The 14,627-nt window shown below is 50.6% G+C and carries 17 protein-coding genes; 15 read left to right on the forward strand and 2 right to left on the reverse strand.

What is annotated here, in order from left to right; all coding sequences use genetic code 11:
- From DWX59_RS09635 to DWX59_RS28680, 5 genes are all read left to right on the forward strand, one after another.
- Nucleotides 1-1,335, forward strand: coding sequence for a hypothetical protein (locus DWX59_RS09635; RefSeq protein ID WP_227116645.1), 1,335 nt, complete (start codon nucleotides 1-3; stop codon nucleotides 1,333-1,335).
- Nucleotides 1,336-1,430: 95 nt separating this feature from the next.
- Nucleotides 1,431-1,745 (forward strand): hypothetical protein, encoded by a 315-nt coding sequence (locus DWX59_RS09640; protein WP_117558654.1) that lies wholly within the window; start codon nucleotides 1,431-1,433, stop codon nucleotides 1,743-1,745.
- Between the two features lie 9 nt (nucleotides 1,746-1,754).
- On the forward strand, nucleotides 1,755-2,684 hold the full coding sequence (locus DWX59_RS09645; protein ID WP_117558467.1) for a DUF2953 domain-containing protein: 930 nt from the start codon (nucleotides 1,755-1,757) through the stop codon (nucleotides 2,682-2,684).
- Nucleotides 2,685-2,702: 18 nt separating this feature from the next.
- Nucleotides 2,703-3,131, forward strand: coding sequence for a GerW family sporulation protein (locus tag DWX59_RS09650; protein ID WP_117558469.1), 429 nt, complete (start codon nucleotides 2,703-2,705; stop codon nucleotides 3,129-3,131).
- 110 nt (nucleotides 3,132-3,241) lie between these two features.
- On the forward strand, nucleotides 3,242-3,379 hold the full coding sequence (locus tag DWX59_RS28680) for a hypothetical protein (protein WP_008725494.1): 138 nt from the start codon (nucleotides 3,242-3,244) through the stop codon (nucleotides 3,377-3,379).
- Nucleotides 3,380-3,600: 221 nt separating this feature from the next.
- Here DWX59_RS28680 and rpmB read toward each other — a convergent pair whose 3' ends face one another.
- Entirely contained in the window at nucleotides 3,601-3,786 is a 186-nt protein-coding gene (rpmB, locus tag DWX59_RS09655; RefSeq protein WP_007864321.1) for a 50S ribosomal protein L28, read from the reverse strand.
- A 169-nt stretch (nucleotides 3,787-3,955) separates the two neighbouring features.
- Here rpmB and DWX59_RS09660 point away from each other — a divergent pair, with 169 nt between their 5' ends.
- The 7 genes from DWX59_RS09660 (at nucleotide 3,956) to DWX59_RS09690 (ending at nucleotide 11,088) form a co-directional block, all read left to right on the forward strand.
- Nucleotides 3,956-4,312 carry an Asp23/Gls24 family envelope stress response protein gene (locus DWX59_RS09660; protein ID WP_117558471.1) on the forward strand — a complete coding sequence of 119 codons (357 nt, stop codon included), beginning with the start codon at nucleotides 3,956-3,958 and terminating at the stop codon, nucleotides 4,310-4,312.
- A gap of 13 nt (nucleotides 4,313-4,325) precedes the next feature.
- Nucleotides 4,326-6,026, forward strand: a complete 1,701-nt coding sequence (locus DWX59_RS09665; RefSeq protein ID WP_117558473.1) for a DAK2 domain-containing protein — start codon at nucleotides 4,326-4,328, stop codon at nucleotides 6,024-6,026.
- A 31-nt stretch (nucleotides 6,027-6,057) separates the two neighbouring features.
- Nucleotides 6,058-6,663 carry a DUF4190 domain-containing protein gene (locus DWX59_RS09670; RefSeq protein ID WP_117558475.1) on the forward strand — a complete coding sequence of 202 codons (606 nt, stop codon included), beginning with the start codon at nucleotides 6,058-6,060 and terminating at the stop codon, nucleotides 6,661-6,663.
- A gap of 22 nt (nucleotides 6,664-6,685) precedes the next feature.
- Nucleotides 6,686-7,390, forward strand: coding sequence for a Bax inhibitor-1/YccA family protein (locus tag DWX59_RS09675; protein ID WP_117558477.1), 705 nt, complete (start codon nucleotides 6,686-6,688; stop codon nucleotides 7,388-7,390).
- A gap of 176 nt (nucleotides 7,391-7,566) precedes the next feature.
- Complete coding sequence (locus DWX59_RS09680) at nucleotides 7,567-8,445, forward strand: ROK family protein (RefSeq protein ID WP_117558479.1); 879 nt, start codon at nucleotides 7,567-7,569, stop codon at nucleotides 8,443-8,445.
- A gap of 24 nt (nucleotides 8,446-8,469) precedes the next feature.
- A complete protein-coding gene (recG, locus tag DWX59_RS09685) occupies nucleotides 8,470-10,527 on the forward strand; it encodes an ATP-dependent DNA helicase RecG (RefSeq protein WP_117558481.1) in 2,058 nt (685 codons plus the stop codon).
- Between the two features lie 45 nt (nucleotides 10,528-10,572).
- Nucleotides 10,573-11,088 (forward strand): nitroreductase family protein, encoded by a 516-nt coding sequence (locus DWX59_RS09690; RefSeq protein ID WP_117558483.1) that lies wholly within the window; start codon nucleotides 10,573-10,575, stop codon nucleotides 11,086-11,088.
- A 120-nt stretch (nucleotides 11,089-11,208) separates the two neighbouring features.
- On the opposite strand, the gene DWX59_RS09695 is transcribed toward DWX59_RS09690, so the two are convergent.
- Nucleotides 11,209-11,412 (reverse strand): alpha/beta-type small acid-soluble spore protein, encoded by a 204-nt coding sequence (locus DWX59_RS09695; protein ID WP_007864332.1) that lies wholly within the window; start codon nucleotides 11,410-11,412, stop codon nucleotides 11,209-11,211.
- Nucleotides 11,413-11,707: 295 nt separating this feature from the next.
- Between DWX59_RS09695 and DWX59_RS09700 the strand changes: the two genes are divergently transcribed.
- The 3 genes from DWX59_RS09700 (at nucleotide 11,708) to DWX59_RS09710 (ending at nucleotide 14,625) form a co-directional block, all read left to right on the forward strand.
- A complete protein-coding gene (locus tag DWX59_RS09700) occupies nucleotides 11,708-12,292 on the forward strand; it encodes a TetR/AcrR family transcriptional regulator (RefSeq protein WP_117558485.1) in 585 nt (194 codons plus the stop codon).
- A gap of 163 nt (nucleotides 12,293-12,455) precedes the next feature.
- Nucleotides 12,456-13,265, forward strand: coding sequence for an SDR family NAD(P)-dependent oxidoreductase (locus DWX59_RS09705; protein WP_227116644.1), 810 nt, complete (start codon nucleotides 12,456-12,458; stop codon nucleotides 13,263-13,265).
- Nucleotides 13,266-13,623: 358 nt separating this feature from the next.
- Nucleotides 13,624-14,625: a reverse transcriptase family protein gene (locus DWX59_RS09710; protein ID WP_117558487.1), complete on the forward strand. Its 1,002-nt coding sequence runs from the start codon at nucleotides 13,624-13,626 to the stop codon at nucleotides 14,623-14,625.
- The last annotated feature ends 2 nt before the right edge of the window (nucleotides 14,626-14,627 follow it).

Below are 14,627 nucleotides of genomic sequence, written 5' to 3' on the forward strand. Positions count from 1 at the left end.
ATGAAACGACAGCTTTCAGCGGCCTGCCATTATTCCTATACACGGCTGGCCCTGAATTATTATATGTATTATGAGACCTCCCTTGAGGAATCCCTGCCGGACAACAGGCTGGAGCCGCTTAATACGGCTTTCCACGGCCTGCTGCGCGGGTTCCTGGATGGGACCTGCGCAGAAGACGCCTTGTGGGGACTGAGGAGTCAGGTGATGGCGGAGATGGAGACAGCCACTGCCTACACCGATGCATTCCAGGCATATGAATATGTGCTGAACCGGCTGGAAGGGCGGTTTGCGCCGCAGCCAGTGGGGACCATGGGCGGGGAAGACCATGATGAAGCCATGACAGAGCGCATCATGGCCTATATCACGGATGCACGGGATGCCATTACGGTAAATGAACGGATCCGTTCCGTCCTTGGACAGCTTCCGGTCAGGCTTACCAGGAACAGATTCTTTTCACTGGTGGAGGAAGGGCTTTCAGTGTACCGGGGAAGCACCAGGGAAAGCCTTAATGATATGTTCTATATCCTGCGCTCCGAAGCCCTGCTGTACGTTCCTGCCGACATGGTGACCGGGTACGGGGAACTGCATTCCATCCTGGAGGAATTCAGGACAGCGGACTATAAGTCCATGACCCAGTCATCCTACCGGCACCTTACGGATGAGATGAAGCGGGCCGGCCATATGCTGATGGAGGACACGGCCAGGCTCATGTTGCTGATGGAACTGGTGAATGATCTGTATGTGCTCTTCCTCTCCAGGGCCAGCGCTATGATGGAGGTATCCGAGGAGCAGTGCCTGAAACGGATTCTTTCAGGAATCCTGTCTTTGTTTGAGGCGGGAGCGGATGCGCCTATCCCGGATGGGATCACAGGGCTTTTAAACCGGCTGGAAGGACGTCAGGAAGCCTATTTTGAACAGTGGATGGAGGACGGGCTTTCATCCGGGGAACTTAAGGATATAAAAAGCCAGGAGGGCGAAGCCTCAAAACTTTACAAGGTGGAGATGCTCTTGTCAGGAAGTTCCTTCATGTCCCTTGAGCCTGCCGGACCGGGGGACGGTGAGATTGTGGACCAGGCAGGACTTACAGAAGCAGCCAACCGGTTTTTTGAGGAGTTTTCCGCTGCCTTTGAGGGGCAGCCAAGGTTGCTGGTGCGTGCTGTCATGGCAAAGGTCCTTTCCAGCCTTCCTGTATTCTTCCAGTCCTTGGATGAGGTGCAGGAATATATCAGGAACAGCCTGGTAAGCTGTACGGATTACATGGAAAAAGCCATTACCATGAAGCTGATTACGGATATGATGGAGCAGGATGGTATGGAAGAGGATGATATATTTTAGGCACATTGGTCAGGTATGCCGTACTCCGGTAAGATGCGGGACATGGAGAAAATGTGACAGGAGATGAATGTATGCGCTGGTGGAAGCATTTGTATATGGGGGACAGGGCTTTGAAGAACAGGGCCAAAGTCCTCATGGGAATCCGCGAGGGAAGGACAATCCCGGACACATATGTGATTACTCTTCCTGAGAGTGGGAATCATATACTTGACATACGTCCTGTCCTGCTGCTGACTGAAAAGGAACGGGAGGATGAGGGATTCCTTATTCTGGGGGTGGCAAAGGGGTACGGCGAAGCCGGTGAGGTGGTCCGGTCCATGGTAGACGACATGTACCGTGCCACAGGAGCATTTGACTGGAATGCTTACATGGGATACCTGGACGCCGCAGATCAAAGGGATGACACGTAAGGAGGCAAAATGATCCATATTCTGCTTATGATATTAAAAATAATCGGAATCATCCTCCTGGTTATCCTGGGAATCCTGCTTCTGATTATACTGGCCGTCCTGTTTGCGCCGGTCCGGTATAAGGCTGAGTTTTCCTGGCATGGGGAACCGGACCTGGCCTTAAAGGCCAGCTGGTTTTTACACCTGCTTTCTTTCCGTGCGCTTTATACGAAGGAAGGCCTGAAATTCGTGGTCAGGGTCCTGGGCTTCAGCCTGTTGGGCAAGCATGACAAGGATGCCTTAAAGGACGCGGCGGATGCGGTAAAAGACGGGACAGAGGATGTCCTGGACCAGGAGGGGCAGACCCTGTACCATGAACTGGAAGAGGACGAGGCCAGGTACAGGAAATCGGCGGAGGAGAGGAGTTCTTTGGGCAGGCACGCAAAAGCGGAAGCAGAAGGTGCAGAAGCCGGAAAGGACACGCCCCCTGCTTCTGGGGATCCGCAGTCCCTGCCCGGGCGGATCCGGTCCCGGGCAAAGGCCCTGTGGGAGAAACTTAAGTTTTCTTTTATCCGCATCCGTGATAAGCTAAAAGGGATGCAGGCCTTTGCACAGGATAAAAAGGCGTGGCTGGAGGATGGGAAGAACCAGGCCAGCCTTAAGCTGCTCTACCGGCAGGTGAAACGTCTGATTGCCCATATCTGGCCGCGGAAGGGAAAGGGAAGTATCACCTTTGGTTTCGAGGACCCTTATACCACGGGACAGGTGCTTCAGGCATTCAGCCTGATTTATCCGCTCTTTTACAAACAGCTTGCCCTGCATCCTGTGTTCGATGACAAGGTATTGGATGCAGAGGGAAGCTTTAAGGGCAGGATACGCCTGGCCTATCCCCTGTGGCTGGCAGTCCAGGTGTTCATGGATAAACATACCCGCAGGATGATCCGCGGTTTTATAAAATAAAAGAGAAGAGGACATACTATGGCAGAGAATCAGTTCACATCTACAATAGAAACATTATTCAAGGGCATGGACCAGTTTGTCACCACCAAGACAGTGGTGGGGGAGCCTGTGCAGGTGGGAGAGACCATCATTGTCCCCCTTATTGACGTAACCTGCGGAATGGCGGCCGGGGCTTTTGCAGAGGGCGCGAAACAGAAACAGAAAGGCGGCGGGGGCATGAGCGCCAAGATGAGCCCCAGCGCTGTCCTTGTCATCCAGAACGGGGTCACCAAGCTGGTCAATGTAAAGAACCAGGATGCCATCACCAAGGTGATTGACATGGCGCCGGATTTCATCAATAAGTTCATGGGCGGCAAGCCGGCTGTGCCGGATGAGACCCTGCAGGCTGCAAAGGATACTGCATCGGCGTATGATACAGGTAAAACCGAGCACATGGATGTAAAGTGATGGAAGGAAACGGACCCAGGAGGGTAAAATAACCGGCAAAGGTAATGATTCCCGGATTTCTGCATATGATGAAATATAGCTTGTTGCAGAATGGGGGATATGATTAAGATATGAGAAGAATATGCGGTCTTATGCTGTTCTGCTTCGGATTTGGGATGGCAGTGCTGCTCTTTATTCCGGAGACAATCTTTACTTTCCTGTTCGTTATCGGCTGTCTTGTATTGGGATATAATCTCTTTTGCTGTTGATGGAGCGGTTCGAAGAGGAAGTCAGATAAGGTATACAGGGCCATCCGGCAGTATCTCGTTGCTGCGGGGTGGCTTTTTGACGCCCGGGACAGAGGGCACGGCGGCCTTTCGTGCTTCATTGACAGAATCTGGTTTATGGACGGATTTTTGGACAAAAAGAAGGCATTGCCAAAGCTCTTAAGCTTCACAATGCCCTCAGACGTTCCCCGGATTCTGTTTCATTAAGCCCTCTCTACAAGGCCTGAACGTAAGCAGGAAGTACATACGTACATTCTCTGGGTTCCACCGTTAACCTTGACTTTAACGGACTTAACGTTAGCTTTCCACATCTTGTTGGATCTTCTATGGGAATGGCTCACTTTATTACCGAAATGAGCTGCCTTTTCACAGATTACACACTTAGCCATACTATTGCACCTCCTTAGCACGTTACTTGGATTCTTCCACTAAGAAAAATCCACAACAAATGTATGATACCAGAAAGTGATAAAATTTGCAAGTGAAAAAACAAAAATTTATTTCTTTTTTTCAGAAAATAGTGTATACTGTCTCTAGTAAATGAATGGAGGCATGTGTATGAAGGGAAGAATCAGCAATAAGATGGGCGAAATACAGATTAACCCGGAAGTGATTGCTTTATATGCAGGAACCATAGCGGTAGAGTGTTTTGGCATTGTCGGGATGGCCGCTGTCAGCATGAAGGACGGGCTGGTCAAACTGCTTAAAAGAGAGAGCCTGACCCATGGAATTAATGTGGTTATTAATGATAACAGGATATCCTTTGATTTTCATGTAATCGTATCCTATGGGGTCAGCATATCCGCAGTATCTGACAACTTAATCGAAAGCGTGAAATATAGAGTAGAAGAATTCACCGGCATGGAGGTTGAGAAAATCAACATCTTTGTGGAAGGTGTGAGAGTGATTGATTAGGAGGAAGTAACTTGTGGGTATAAGTACAATTGATGCCGGGAAATTAAAGAACGCCTTCCTGGCAGGAGCAAAAGGCCTTGAGGCCAAGAAAGACTGGATTAATGAACTGAACGTGTTCCCTGTACCTGACGGGGACACAGGTACGAATATGACGCTTACAATCATGGCAGCTGCAAGGGAAGTGGCGGAATTGGAGAATCCAACCATGGACCAGCTGGCAAAAGCCATTTCCTCGGGTTCCTTAAGGGGGGCCAGGGGTAATTCAGGGGTTATCCTTTCACAGCTTTTAAGAGGATTTACAAAGGAAATAAAATCAGTAACAGAGATTGATACCACAACCCTGGCCAATGCCATGGTGAGGGGTACCGAAACAGCATACAAGGCTGTCATGAAGCCAAAGGAAGGAACCATACTGACGGTTGCAAAGGGCATGTCGGACAAAGCCCTGGAGATGGCTTCCCAGACAGACGATATAGAAGAATTTGCAAGGGAAGTCATTGCCTATGGCGATTATGTACTGGAGCAGACACCGGAAATGCTGCCTGTGTTAAAGCAGGCTGGCGTGGTGGATTCCGGCGGCCAGGGCCTGATGCAGGTGGTGAAAGGCGCGTTTGACGGGCTCACAGGCAGGATGACGGATGTCTCCCTGGGCGGTGCACCTGCGCAGAAGGGACCTGAGGCGCCAAAGTCCCGGACAGCCGCCCTGACGGATATTGACACTGCGGATATCAAGTTCGGATACTGTACGGAATTCATCATCAATCTGGATAAGGAATACTCGGACCAGGATGAAATCCAGTTAAAGTCCTACCTGGAATCCATTGGCGATTCACTTGTGGTGGTGTCGGATGACGAAATCGTGAAGGTTCACGTGCACACGGACCATCCAGGGCTTGCATTTGAAAAAGCCCTTACCTATGGCTCCCTGTCCCGCATGAAGGTTGACAATATGAGGGAAGAGCATCAGGAGCGCATCATCAAGGACTCCGAGAGGCTGGCAAGGGAACAGGCGGCCAGGAAGGACGAAGATGCAGGGCAGCCATCCAAGGAGCGCAGGACCTACGGGTTCATAGCGGTGTCAAGCGGTGACGGCCTTAGCGAGATATTTAAGGGAATCGGCGCAGACTACCTGATTGAAGGGGGGCAGACCATGAACCCCAGCACGGAAGATATGCTGAATGCCATCAACAAGGTGAATGCGGACAATATCTTCATCCTTCCCAATAATAAGAACATCATCATGGCAGCCCAGCAGGCAAGGGATCTGACCGAGGATAAGAACATTATCGTGATTCCTTCCAAAACAGTGCCCCAGGGAATCACGGCCCTTGTAAACTTCATGCCAGACCTGTCAGCCGAGGAGAACCTGGCTGCCATGACAGAGGAGATGGACAATGTAAAGACGGCCCAGATAACCTATGCGGTACGAACCACCAATATTGACGGAATGGAGATTGAGGAAGGGGATATCATGGCCATCGGGGATCATGGGATGCTGGCGGCAGGCAAGTCCGTGGACCGGGTGGCATTGGATGCCTTAAAGTGCATGCTGGATGATGATTGCGAACTGGTCACCGTGTATTACGGAAGCGATGTGGGTGAGAATGCGGCAAAAGCCCTGGTAAGCCAGGCTGAGCAGATGTATCCGGATAAGGAGATCGAACTTCAGTACGGAGGCCAGCCCATTTATTATTATATGATTTCCGCGGAATAAAGATAAGAAGAATGATAAGAGGACGGATTATATGGCAAGATGGACGAGAGATGAAAGGCTGGACCAGCCCCAGGACTTTGTCCGGTTCATGATGGAAGATTATCTGAATAAAGGCGGGTTTAAAAAGAAAATCCATAAAGGCGAGGAAGTGTGGCAGGAGGGAGAGGGCATCCTGTCCTCCGCCCGGTTCATCCGCTACGAATATGCCGATGGGCTGTTCCATCTGGAGGCGTGGATTGGCAAGCGCAGGGAGAATGCCCTCAAAGGATTTGTGGGCGCACTGCCCAAGAAGATGTTCAGGGAAAGTCTGGAGGAACTTATCCGGCTCCTGCACCAGCCGCTGCCCCAGGCCCGGGAAGGGGAAGCCGGCAGGGTGGTGACCATACAGGTGCCTGACCACGCAAAGTACGCGGTACCGGCCATGGTTGTTTCCATAGTGGGGATTATTGTGGGCCTTATGCTGTCTCCCCTGGGAGGAATCCTTCTTGGAAGCGTGGGGATCTCGCTGGGACAGAATGCCAGGAACTCCAGCAAGGGCAACATTGCAAGGGCTTCCGTCATCCTGGGGACAGTGGCCGTCATAGCCGCTATTGTGGGTTATATACTTAATATGATATTTTTGTTTTCATTTTTTTAAATGATGAGAGGAGAGATGATAAATGAATGAAGAGATGATGAACAGGTCCTATGAAGTACAGGTGGAGAGGGAATCCCTTGGACGTTACACTGCCAAGACCTTTGGCTGGATGTTTGCCGGTCTCCTGATTACCTTTGCAGTTGCTGTGGGCGGCCTGCTGACAGGCGCCATAGCATATGTGTATTCCATTCCTTACTGGCACTATATCCTGTTTGCAGCTGAAATCGGCGTGGTTCTATTCCTTTCAGCCAGGATTGAGAAGATGTCCGTGGGAATGGCAAGGTCCATGTTCTTCCTGTATGCGGTACTGAACGGGCTTGTGTTCTGCGCATACCTGATTATTTTTGACCTGACCATCCTGTGGATGGTATTTGGGATTACTTCCGTGTTCTTTGGAATCATGGCCCTCATTGGCTGGTTTGGGAACATCAACTTTGCAAAACTCCGTCCGTTTATGGTCGGCGGATTGATTTTCCTGGTATTCTACTGGCTCCTTGCCATGTTTATCGATTTGAGTGCATTTGAGACAGGGGTGTCCATGTTTGGGATTTTCCTGTTCCTGATTTTTACCGCGTATGATACAAAGAAAATCCAGGCCTATTATGAATACTATGGCCAGGTTCCGGAGATGGCTGCCAAGGCTTCCATTTTCTCCGCGCTTCAGCTTTACCTGGATTTCATCAACCTGTTCATTTACCTGCTGCGCGTTCTGGGCCGCAGGAAATAAGCAGACAATCAAATACGCTGCCATATCCTTTCAGGCCCTGACACAAGATGCTGTCAGGGCCTGATGCATTCAGGGACAGGATTGAGGGCGGGCACAGATATAATTTTGTCTAGCCAAAATCAGGAAATGATTGTATAATTCAATCATTGAATCACCACAATGAAAGGGGAACACTTATGTTAATCGGAGCATTGGAAGCAGGCGGAACCAAAATGGTATGTGCCATTGGCAAGGCAGACGGCACGATCCTGGAGCAGATATCAATCCCAACCACCACACCCCAGGAGACCATACCGAAGCTGATCGGGTATTTTAAGGATAAGAAAATTGAAGCACTGGGAATCGGTGCTTTTGGGCCGGTGGATGTGAAAACGGAGTCCGGGACATTTGGATATATCCTGGATTCACCCAAGCTGGCATGGAGACACAAGGACCTGGTGGGAGACCTGAAAAAGGCCCTTGGCATACCGGTAGGCCTTGACACGGATGTGAACGGCTCCTGTCTGGGTGAAGTGACTTACGGCTGCGCCAAAGGCCTTGACAGTGTCATTTATATCACCATCGGGACCGGCGTGGGGGTGGGCGTCTGGGTCAATGGCGGCCTGCTTCACGGCATGCTGCATCCGGAAGGCGGCCATGTATTCCTGCCGCGCCATCCAAAGGACCCGGAAGGCGGAATCTGCCCTTATCACAAGAACTGCCTGGAAGGCTTTGCCAGCGGGCCTGCCATTGAGGCCAGATGGGGTAAAAAGGCAGTGGAACTGGTGGACAGGCCGGAGGTATGGGAACTTGAAAGCTACTACATAGCCCAGGCACTGGTGGATTATATACTGGTGCTGTCCCCTCAGAAAATCATATTGGGCGGAGGCGTCATGCACCAGGAACAGCTGTTCCCCATGATTCGGGCCAACGTGCTTGAAATGCTGAACGGATATATCAATACAGAGGAGCTGGGGGATATGGACAATTACATTGTTCCTGCCAGCCTTAAGGATAATCAGGGCATTATGGGATGCATCAAGCTGGGGCTCAATGCCCTTGACGCATCACGATAGTTTTTCCAGGAGGTAGATTGCTGCATGTTAAACGGACAGCCGGTTCACTCATTAAAGGGCATTGGTGAGAAAACGGGTAAATTATTTGAAAAGCTGGGCGTCTTAAGCATTGACGACCTGCTTGCCTATTATCCCAGGGCATATGATACGTATGAGGCCCCGGTGCCCATTGGCCAGCTCAAGGACCAGACTGTGGCGGCAGTGGAATCCGTACTCCTAAAGGGCGCAGACCTGGTCCGTTTAAACCATATCCGGATTGTGTCCGTACAGTTAAAGGATATGACCGGTTCCCTGCAGGTATCCTGGTATAACATGCCTTATATGCGCGCGAACCTGAAATCAGGAGAGACCTATGTTTTCCGCGGACGGGTGGTGAAAAAGCGCGGACGGCTGGTTATGGAACAGCCGGAAGTGTTCACGCCGCAGGCGTATGAGGCGGTGGCCCATTCCATGCAGCCGGTCTATGGGCAGACCAGGGGGCTTAGCAATAAGACAATTGTAAAGGCACAGCAGCAGGCCCTTGAGGTGCGCAGGCTGGAGCGGGAATATATGCCTGCCGGGCTTAGGAGGAAGTATGAACTGGCGGAAATCAATTATGCCATGGAACACATCCATTTCCCGGCAGACCGGACAGAACTGCTTTTTGCCAGGAAACGCCTTGTATTTGACGAGTTCTTCATGTTCCTGGTAGGCGTAAGGCGGATGAAGGAGCACAGGGAGGATAAGCATTCCCCCTATGTAATCAAACGGGTGCAGGAGGCCAGTACCCTTAAGTCCTCCCTGCCCTATGCCCTCACGGGCGCCCAGGAGCGTGCCCTGGAGGAAGTGTACAGGGACATGGAGGGCGGACGGGTGATGAACCGTCTGATTCAGGGCGATGTGGGTTCCGGTAAGACCATCATCGCGATTCTGGCCCTGGTCCAGGCAGCATATAATGGATATCAGGGCGCCCTCATGGTGCCCACGGAGGTACTGGCAAGGCAGCATTATGAATCCATGACCTCCCTTTTTCAGGCCCATGGCATTACCAAGGTACCAATCCTTGTGACCGGATCCATGACTGCCAGGGAAAAGCGCCTGGCTTACGGAAAAATAGCTGGCCACGAAGCAGATATCATAATCGGGACCCATGCCCTTATCCAGGAAAAGGTGGTTTATGATAACCTGGCCCTGGTGATTACGGATGAGCAGCACCGGTTCGGGGTGGGGCAGAGGGAACTTCTCAGCACAAAGGGACAGGAACCCCATGTGCTTGTCATGAGCGCCACGCCCATACCAAGGACCCTGGCCATCATCCTTTACGGGGATTTGGACATTTCCGTCATCGATGAGCTTCCCCAGGGCCGCCAGGCCATTAAGAACTGTGTGGTGGACCCGGGATACCGGCCAAAGGCATATTCCTTTATCCAAAAACAGGTGGAGATGGGACATCAGGCATACATCATCTGCCCCATGGTAGAGGCCAGCGAGATGATTGAGGCCGAAAATGTGCTGGATTACACAAAATCCCTGCAAAAAGAGCTGTCCTCCGGGATTACGGTGGAGTACCTTCACGGGAAAATGAAGGCAAAGGAAAAAAATGCAATCATGGAACGGTTTGCGGCAGGAGAAATCCAGGTACTGGTATCCACCACGGTAATTGAGGTGGGCGTCAACGTCCCCAACGCCACGGTGATGATGATTGAAAATGCAGAACGCTTCGGCCTTGCCCAGCTCCACCAGCTCAGGGGGCGTGTGGGACGGGGGGACGCGCAGTCCTTCTGTATCATGGTCAACTGCTCCCATGACGAGAATACGGGGGAACGCCTGGACATCCTTAACCGTTCCAATGACGGGTTCTATATTGCGTCAGAGGACCTTAAGCTCAGGGGACCAGGGGATATATTCGGCCTCAGGCAGAGCGGGGACATGGAATTTAAGCTGGCTGATATTTTTACAGATGCTAATATCCTTAAACGGGTATCAGAAGAAGTGGACCGCCTCCTGGACCTGGATCCCCAACTGGAACTTGAGGAACACAGGGAGCTGAAGCGGAAAATCGAGGATTATCTGGGCACGAATTACGAGAAGCTGAATCTATAAAGGAGAAGCTGGACCTATAAAGGACCATGAAAGGAGAAATGCAGGATGAACGAGACAATGAACACCATACTGACCAGAAGAAGCACAAGGAAATTCCTGAACAGACCCATACCGGAGGAGGAACTTCAGCAGATCATACAGGCCGCGCTGCACGCCCCCAGCGGCATGGGCAGGCAGACCTGGCAGTTTACCGCAGTGAAAAACCGTGGTAAAATCCAGGAACTGGCAGCTGTCATCAGGAAAGTCCTGGACAGGGACGGATACGATATGTATCAGCCGGAAGTCATCATCATTCCAAGTAATGACCGTGAAAGCCCTTTTGGACGTGAGGATGATGCCTGCGCCATGGAGAACATGTTCCTGGCAGCCCATTCCATGGGAATCGGCTCTGTGTGGATCAACCAGCTTCAGGGCATCTGTGATGAACCCTCCGTGCGCCAGGTCCTTACATCCCTTGGCATTCCTGAGAACCATGTGGTATATGGACTGGCCGCATTGGGTTATGCGGATGATGTAAAGGCTGAAAAGGAACGGATCGGCAAAGTCGTGATTGTGGAATAGGATATGGACAATTAAATAAAATGAAAGTCCCCAGACCGTGTGTTCACATAGCCTGGGGACTTTCTGCTGTTTCCAGCAATGTTCAGATCTTACTTCTTAAAACCTTCAGGTCCGGAAGATTTATTTACCTGCCAGCTGACGCTCGTAAGACTCAATCATCTTCTTAACCATATAACCGCCTACGGAACCATTCTGTGCAGAAGTCAGGTTACCGTTGTATCCGTTGGTTAACGGAACACCGATTTCGTTGGCAACCTCCATCTTGAATTTGTCCATTGCTTCCTTTGCTTCTGGTACGTTTGTTCTGTTAGAATTGTTAGACATAATAAAACGCCTCCTTAAAATTTATTTGCCGCTTTTGTTTGAGTTGTGTGCGGCTTGTTTTGTGCTACAATCCTATTATGTGATGATTCAGCAATAATACACTAGAAGGTTTTTCGTTTTTTGGTTAATTTTGGGAGTAACATTAAATCAATGCCGCACATTCCATTGAACAATGTTCATTGACAATCCCATGCCAAAGTGATATGCTGATAGTATCTTCCGATATCCTGGATATTAACATAAGGACAGGATTTGAAGGATAATGATAATTGTTAACAGGGAGGAAGTTTAGGGAATGGAGCGCAGGACGGCCAGGATATCCAAGGAACCGGAAGTACGCAGGCAGGAGATATTGGATACAGCCATGGATGTCTTTATGGAAAAAGGATATGAGGCAGCCACCATGAGGGATATTGCGGCAGCCATGCATGTGGTGCCGGGACTGTGCTACCGCTATTTTGAATCCAAGCAGGTTTTATATGACGCGGTGGTGCGGCAGTATGTGAGGGACATAACAGCGCCCATGATTCTGCTGCTGGAAGAGGAGGATGATACGCTGGACGGATTCCTGGACAGGATGCAGGGACATTTTTGCGGGATGGACAAAAGGGAACGGTATCATCTGTTCTTTCATAAGAAGGAGAACCACAGCCTTCACCAGCTTTTGTCCGCCCAGCTGTGTGAGGCGCTGAAACCGTATATGGAAAAAAAACTCTATCAAATGAACAAAAAAGGATTGACGGACGTGGAGTGCATACCCATGGCGGCCTCCTTCCTATTATACGGGGCATGGCCTGTAATCCAGGATGGCGGGTATTCAACCCAGGAGAAGGCAAAAGGGATACGCGGTTTGATGGAACAGTTGCTGAAACCAAGGTAGCCATATAAAGATTTGGGAAAGGGACGGAAGAAAGTCCCGCCATTTGATTCCCGCGGGTGCGGGAATTCTTTACGGACAGTGAGTGAACATTGTTCATTGGAGCGTGTTTGAAAGCATATAGGGACATGATACTAAATCAGCAGAAGATAGGAAGGGATTAAATATGATGCAGAATAAATCCGTATCCGGTACAAGAAGAACATATGCGGTCATTACAGGTGCAACCAGCGGCCTGGGCCTGGCTTATGCGAAGTGGTTTGGCGGGAAAGGATATGATTTAATCATTACGGGCAGAAGAAAAGATATCATTGAAAAAAGGGCAGAGGAAATCCGTGAAGCATACGGATGCAGTGTGGAAGTGGTGCTCACGGACCTGGCAGAAGAGCAGGGAACCGCAAACCTGCTTGCCCGGATGGATGGAAAGCCTGTGGACGTGCTGGTTAACAATGCAGGGTTTGGCCTGGGACTGGAATTTGCTGATTCAGATATCAAGGACATACGGCGCCTGATTTTTTTACAGACCTCCGCGATTGCGGAACTTACCCACTACGTGCTGCGGGACATGAAAAAGAAACATCATGGTACAATCATTAACATATCATCGGACGGAGCCTTTGCCCCGCTGCCTAAGAATGTTACATATGCGGCGTCCAAACGTTTCCTCGTGACATTTACCGAAGGGCTTCACATGGAACTGGCCGGGACCGGTGTACGTGTACAGGTGGTATGTCCTGGTTTTATTGATTCGGATTTCCATGAGGGCGCAGGGATGCACGTGGATAAGAAGAAAAAGGGCATGTTTGCATTCAGACATCCGGAAACAGTAGTGGCAGGGGCCATGAAGGATTATGAAAAAGGAAAAGTGGTTTCCGTACCGGATCTGGCGGGGAAGCTTATAAAAGTCCTGGCGGGCCTGCTTCCCCAAAAGGTGTATTACGGGCTGGCAGGAATATTTGTGAAGAAATTTTTATAAAACCGGATTTCAGGGCGCGCAGCAAAGGGACAGGTATCCAGCATTCCCCGGTGTGCTGCAAAGGGACAGGTTGCAACCCGGTCCAAGGTGTGATACAATAAACAATCATAAAACAGCAGCGGAATGATAGCATTTCCGGAATCCTGAGCGAATCCGGCCGGGCAGCGAGTCGCTGTCAGGAACATCATGATAGTAAGGCCGAAAGACCGTAATCTGCTCCAATGTACAACCGCACATTCCATGTGCACACGCCTGCGGCTTGTACATCTGCGCATCTTACGGAATCCCCTTTTGTATCATCCGCTGCTGTTTTGTGCTGTTTATGATGAACACGACCAATGCATGTGAGGAACATAAGATGGGTGAACCGGGTTTATGGAAATACTGTACGGCTGGACACTGCAGGGAAATGATCCTGTCCCTCCGCCTCCTGGAAGGGGAGGAATGGACACAAGGAAGGGTCCTTTCCTGTCTTTACGCAATCAGCAATCATACGGAGAAACATTATAACAAACAGAAGCTCATAAAAAAGGGCGGGGGAGTGCGGCATATCCTGGCGCCTGACCCTGTCCTTAAGACCGTCCAGAGGAACATCCTGCACCATGTGCTGGAAGGCCTGGAGGTTTCCCCCTGCGCCATGGCCTACCACAAGGGGGCATCCGTCCGGTTAAATGCAGCCTGCCATATGGATAAGCAGGTGGTATTGAAGCTGGATATCAAGGACTTTTTTGGAAGCATTACCTTCCCCATGGTACATCGGGGCGCCTTTAACAGCCGGTATTTTCCGGTTCCTGTGGGGACGCTCCTTACCTCCCTGTGCTGCTGCCAGGACCGTCTTCCGCAGGGGTCCCCGGCGTCCGCAGCCATATCCAACCTGGTGATGAAGCCTTTTGACACATATATGGAGGGCTGGTGCAGGGATAGGGGGATTGTGTATACCAGATACTGTGATGATATGACATTTTCGGGGGACTTCCGTGTTTCTGCGGTATATGGCAAGGTCAACGGCTTTTTGGGGGCCATGGGCTTTGAACTGAATCAATCCAAGACAAAGGTCCTTACACGGCATGTGCGCCAGACCGTGACAGGAATGGTGGTCAATGACAAGGTACAGGTTCCGCTTCCATACAGGAGGGCCCTCAGGCAGGAGGTCCACTACTGCCTGAAATACGGGGTAAAGGAACATTTAAGGCATAGGGGCGAAACCGCATATCTGGCCATGGGGGAAGAGGGGGAATTAAGATACCTGCAGTCCCTGTGCGGCAGGATTGGTTTTGTGCTGTCGGCGGATCCGGAAGATAAATGGTTCAGGGATGCGGCGGACTTAGTGACCGGAAATATTAAGACTTACTTAAAGTAATC

Origin of the sequence: Enterocloster aldenensis (assembly GCF_003434055.1) — a bacterium.
Classification (GTDB): Bacteria; Bacillota; Clostridia; order Lachnospirales; family Lachnospiraceae; genus Enterocloster; species Enterocloster aldenensis.

What these genes read in the sequence shown, in the direction of transcription:
- DWX59_RS09700 (WP_117558485.1), top strand. Translation starts at nt 11,708, where the DNA reads ATGGAGCGCAGGACGGCCAGGATATCCAAGGAACCGGAAGTACGCAGG.
- DWX59_RS09635 (WP_227116645.1), top strand. Translation starts at nt 1, where the DNA reads ATGAAACGACAGCTTTCAGCGGCCTGCCATTATTCCTATACACGGCTG.
- DWX59_RS28680 (WP_008725494.1), top strand. Translation starts at nt 3,242, where the DNA reads ATGAGAAGAATATGCGGTCTTATGCTGTTCTGCTTCGGATTTGGGATG.
- DWX59_RS09675 (WP_117558477.1), top strand. Translation starts at nt 6,686, where the DNA reads ATGAATGAAGAGATGATGAACAGGTCCTATGAAGTACAGGTGGAGAGG.
- DWX59_RS09660 (WP_117558471.1), top strand. Translation starts at nt 3,956, where the DNA reads ATGAAGGGAAGAATCAGCAATAAGATGGGCGAAATACAGATTAACCCG.
- DWX59_RS09650 (WP_117558469.1), top strand. Translation starts at nt 2,703, where the DNA reads ATGGCAGAGAATCAGTTCACATCTACAATAGAAACATTATTCAAGGGC.
- DWX59_RS09690 (WP_117558483.1), top strand. Translation starts at nt 10,573, where the DNA reads ATGAACGAGACAATGAACACCATACTGACCAGAAGAAGCACAAGGAAA.
- DWX59_RS09710 (WP_117558487.1), top strand. Translation starts at nt 13,624, where the DNA reads ATGGGTGAACCGGGTTTATGGAAATACTGTACGGCTGGACACTGCAGG.
- DWX59_RS09680 (WP_117558479.1), top strand. Translation starts at nt 7,567, where the DNA reads ATGTTAATCGGAGCATTGGAAGCAGGCGGAACCAAAATGGTATGTGCC.
- DWX59_RS09670 (WP_117558475.1), top strand. Translation starts at nt 6,058, where the DNA reads ATGGCAAGATGGACGAGAGATGAAAGGCTGGACCAGCCCCAGGACTTT.
- rpmB (WP_007864321.1), bottom strand. Translation starts at nt 3,786, where the DNA reads ATGGCTAAGTGTGTAATCTGTGAAAAGGCAGCTCATTTCGGTAATAAA.
- recG (WP_117558481.1), top strand. Translation starts at nt 8,470, where the DNA reads ATGTTAAACGGACAGCCGGTTCACTCATTAAAGGGCATTGGTGAGAAA.
- DWX59_RS09640 (WP_117558654.1), top strand. Translation starts at nt 1,431, where the DNA reads ATGGGGGACAGGGCTTTGAAGAACAGGGCCAAAGTCCTCATGGGAATC.
- DWX59_RS09695 (WP_007864332.1), bottom strand. Translation starts at nt 11,412, where the DNA reads ATGTCTAACAATTCTAACAGAACAAACGTACCAGAAGCAAAGGAAGCA.
- DWX59_RS09705 (WP_227116644.1), top strand. Translation starts at nt 12,456, where the DNA reads ATGATGCAGAATAAATCCGTATCCGGTACAAGAAGAACATATGCGGTC.
- DWX59_RS09645 (WP_117558467.1), top strand. Translation starts at nt 1,755, where the DNA reads ATGATCCATATTCTGCTTATGATATTAAAAATAATCGGAATCATCCTC.